Origin of the sequence: Clostridium sp. UBA1652, assembly GCF_002320975.1 — a bacterium.
Lineage (GTDB): Bacteria > Bacillota > Clostridia > Clostridiales > Clostridiaceae > Clostridium_T > Clostridium_T intestinale.
The window spans coordinates 1-3,985 of record NZ_DCLI01000054.1 but is presented as its reverse complement, the minus strand read 5'-3'; the positions used below and the strand labels follow the sequence as shown (position 1 = coordinate 3,985).

Annotated in this window: 4 protein-coding genes; 1 reads left to right on the top strand and 3 read right to left on the bottom strand. The window is 33.2% G+C overall.

Annotated elements, in window-relative coordinates; all coding sequences use genetic code 11:
- Nucleotides 1–868: 868 nt before the first annotated feature.
- A complete protein-coding gene (locus B3N22_RS10670) occupies nt 869–1,369 on the bottom strand; it encodes a hypothetical protein (RefSeq protein WP_095332731.1) in 501 nt (166 codons plus the stop codon).
- 178 nt (nt 1,370–1,547) lie between these two features.
- Here B3N22_RS10670 and B3N22_RS10665 point away from each other — a divergent pair, with 178 nt between their 5' ends.
- On the top strand, nt 1,548–1,889 hold the full coding sequence (locus B3N22_RS10665; RefSeq protein WP_095332729.1) for a hypothetical protein: 342 nt from the start codon (nt 1,548–1,550) through the stop codon (nt 1,887–1,889).
- Between the two features lie 235 nt (nt 1,890–2,124).
- Here the strand turns inward: B3N22_RS10665 and B3N22_RS10660 are convergent, their stop codons facing one another.
- Together B3N22_RS10660 and B3N22_RS10655 are read right to left on the bottom strand one after the other, a co-directional pair.
- Nucleotides 2,125–2,685: a transposase gene (locus B3N22_RS10660; protein WP_286906947.1), complete on the bottom strand. Its 561-nt coding sequence runs from the start codon at nt 2,683–2,685 to the stop codon at nt 2,125–2,127.
- Between the two features lie 227 nt (nt 2,686–2,912).
- A complete protein-coding gene (locus tag B3N22_RS10655) occupies nt 2,913–3,917 on the bottom strand; it encodes an aromatic ring-hydroxylating dioxygenase subunit alpha (protein ID WP_095332725.1) in 1,005 nt (334 codons plus the stop codon).
- Nucleotides 3,918–3,985 lie beyond the last annotated feature (68 nt).

Below are 3,985 nucleotides of genomic sequence, written 5' to 3'. Positions count from 1 at the left end.
GTTAACAGAAATTCTCAAATTAAGATATCTTTAATTCAAGATAATTTCCGACACTTCTTTTCCTTACGAGGTTTTATTAAGCCTCGTTCCTTCCTATAGTTAACTAATACTTCTTCTTCCCCCTTCTCTCCATTAATCTATAGGTCATTCTTATTCTTTTTTTAATAACTTTTTCTACCCTAGTTATAATTCGTAACCAAATATACTCCTGCTAAAAATACTTGTCAAGGAATTGATTTAGACAAAAGTTTATGAAAAAGGATGGGACTTTAGTAGCCGCGTAGATGGTACCGCTTTATCATTATAGAAAAAAAAACAATGAAGCCATGTATCTTTAGTGGAAACAATCTAGCACCTTTGTTTTTAGGTTTTACCTCCAGCTTACTCTTTACCCTTTATTAGGAGAACAAGGTAAATTTAAGTTGCTTCATTGTCGAATGAAAATTTTATAAAAAACAGCCTCCTGATGAAGACTGTTTTCTGTCTTCAACTTTTGTCGAAAAAATACCTATTTCTACTTCATTCTTTTTCATACAAGAAGAAATTTACTCGTCAACGTCCATGAATGCCAGTCTAGGTAGAAGGATCATAATTGTATCACTTTTGCAATACATAAAGTGGTTATAAATATTATCCCCACGTTTCATTTTAATATGTTCAAAAAACTATAAAATAATCCTTCATTCACGTAATGATTGAGCTCTGTCCAAGAGCATTAGAAGCAAGTCTCAATGTTACCTTTTTTCATCATATAACAAGAGCTATATTTATACGCTAAATTAAATGTTCACTTCGTGTTAATAAAGTGCACAAATGTTATATTCATTGAGCTTAATGTTAATCTCACTCGACTTTTATATTATGTTTTTTAGAGAGTTAATATACTATTTTGAGAAATAAAATAAAAATCACTATTATTTACGCTAAATTCTTTAGGAATTGAGTCATAAGTTATTAATAAATAAGGATAAGTTTCAATATTTAAAATAGACCTTATCAGGTTGATTTTTTTATGATAGGAAATAGCTTTTTCAATTATTTGATAATATCCAATGGAAGATTGATGATACCACCATGAATTATACTGATTAACAATATTTTCTTTTTGTTTTGAATCTAAACCTACTAAGACTTCTTCCGCAAGTGAATTTTCCACTTCTATATATTGAATATACTCACCATTATTAAGTAATTGTTCAAAATATAGGTTCCATTGCTCAATAATATTTTTTTTAATTTCATTAATATCTAAATTTTCAACCCTAACTTCAAAATGAGGAAATTCCTTTTTATCAATCCAATTATAAAGATATAATAAAAAATTAAACTCGTTAGGTACAATTATTGTAAAATTTCCGGAATTCTCCACTGCAAAAACCTCCATTTTTATCTAGTATTTTAACAAAAATAATAGGAGGAATGGACACTGATTAAGCAAGAAAATTTCCTCCAACTAACATAGATAAATAATCGTTTTTACATTAACATTATGGATAAATACATCTATTAGATTTTTAAATATAAGTACTTTAGAGAGGGGAAGTATTTTGAAGAAAAAATTATTTCTAACATTTGCTTTAACTATTTTGTTAATAGGAGGATGCTATTATTTCTTTATCTATTTTCCATATCCACCTTCAAAAGATTTTTATGACTTCCCAGTTCCTAGAAGTGCTGAAATGATAAGAGAAACTGAAACTTCAAAAACATATAAATGGTCAAATGCATCAGAAGAACACGGGATTCCCTTTGGATATGTAAAAGCCATAAAATCAAATGGCTGGAAAAAAGGAGAACAAGCGGGGGCCTCGACTTATTATAGCAATGGAGTGCATCAAATCATATTGACTTCCACAACAGATATAATAGCCATCGAAAAAGTAAAATAAGATATAAGAATTTTGTTGTAGTGTGTTGTTTTTGAGGAGAAATACAACTATTTGGAGGTTTGGGTATTAAAAAAGCATGAGGCTTATTATTTTTTTGTTCTTTAATATAGGCTATAAAGCTTATCCAAGTGAACAGACATTTTTAATTAATAGTTTTATCAGTACAGTAAAGAAAGAAGAAAAAACTCTTCAAATAAGGTCTTATTCAACTATCCTAAAGCTAATATCGCAAACCTTAAATTGGATATTGATCAGATTCTTTTCCTCTTGCATGTAAAAATTGAAGATATTGCTCAGGTTTGGGGTCGGGAAAATAAGCAAAAATCCGTTCTGAATTTACCATACTTCCCTCTTTAGCCTCTATATAGTCAAAATAACTGCTCCAAGGATACTCTTCCAAGCGTTCTACGATACCAGCTCGAATTGGATTAAGATGAATGTACCGATTGACCTCTAATTCATATTGAGCAGAAGTGATCAACTCAGATCCATAACGACTTTCAAACACATGCCCTGTAAAATTATATTTTTTATTGAAATATATCGCGTAATTAAAATGAAGAGTTCTTATAATGTCACTTGGGGAATGTTGAAGGGTTTTTATTTGAAGATGGATGTGATTTGTCATCAAACAATAGGTTTGCAGAATAAATGGCTTTTCCTCCATTACTTCTGTCAACAATCGAAGATACTTTTTACGATCTTCCTCGTCCAAAAATAAAGAAGTACGGCGAATACCTCGACTTGTAATATGATAACTAGCACCAGGATACCAAACACGCTTTTTTCTAGGCAACGAACAACCTCCTTTTTTATGAAATTTGCTTGCATATTATGAAGGATAAAATCGAGGGAGATTAGCAAAGGGACTTATAACTGTATCCTAGGAATAAGATAAAGAGAGGCAGCTTAAAATATAACATTCTACCTCCCAGACAAAATCCCTCCATTTTCCGACAAAAAAATAGGAAAAGAAATCAAAAAATGATCCCTCTTCCCTTTGTCCTCCAGAGAGAGACAGAATTAGCTTTTTGTCTTTTTATGGTGCCTGTCACCAGGAGTTGTTCCATTCTCCACCCCAAGTTCCTGCAGCCATCGACGGTAGCTGATCGTCAGGGCGTCTGACTTAAGATGCAATTCCGCCTGTAGATCCAATGGCAATAATTCCGGCTTTTGGCTTTGAACAATATCTAAATCTTGATAAAAGATTTTATCCTGGAATTCGATAAATGGTTCATCTGGTTTATCTAAATCATAGTTTCTTGTTAACAGCATAAAGGCTTTCGACTGTTCGTTATCTTCTTGATTGACGACAAGCAAAATCGTCAACGCATCTTCTGATCCATCTGTTGTTTTCGTGAAACGAGCAGTTGTTGGATTTAGAATTTCATACACATAATTGGCATATCCACCTTTTGAGCGTCCATCTGGATTGGGCTGGTAGACAGGAATTTTACTTGTAATAAAACGGTTATCAATAAAATCCACTTTATAATCGACCACTTCCGCATGGTCCTCATCCCCAAGCAAGCCTTCATGAACAAACATAAGATGAGAAACATCAAGGAAGTTTTCAATGATTCGCGGTGCATTTGCTTTTACCTCATAAGGACCACATATTGCTGTTCGATATCCTTCTGTACTATATTCAGGATAAGAAATAAGCGGTGCTGGATCGTCCCCCAGATTCACCCAAATAAGTCCAAGATATTCCTCACAATGATAAACAGTTGCTTTCGCTTTTCTTGGAATAGCTCGTCCATTTGGCAATGCCGGTATCTTGACACATGCTCCTGCACAATCGTATTCCCAAGCATGGTATGCACAAACTAAATTCCCGTTTTTCACCTTACCAAGTGAAAGCGCCGCTCCTCTATGAATACACAAATCTTTAAAGGCATGAACGCCTTTCTCATTTCGAAAAATGGCTACTCTTTCCCCAAGCACAAATACTTGTTTCGGATCATCCAGCAATTCCTCTGCTTTACATACTGGATGCCATTCATTCCATAGTCTATCTTGTTGCATAATCGCGCCTCTCCTGTTCCTATTTTTAGTTAACATTTACCGTTGGCTTGTTTGTATTTACACGCTCT

Excerpts from the sequence above, each read along its gene's own strand:
- B3N22_RS10655 (WP_095332725.1), bottom strand. The coding sequence starts at position 3,917 with ATGCAACAAGATAGACTATGGAATGAATGGCATCCAGTATGTAAAGCA.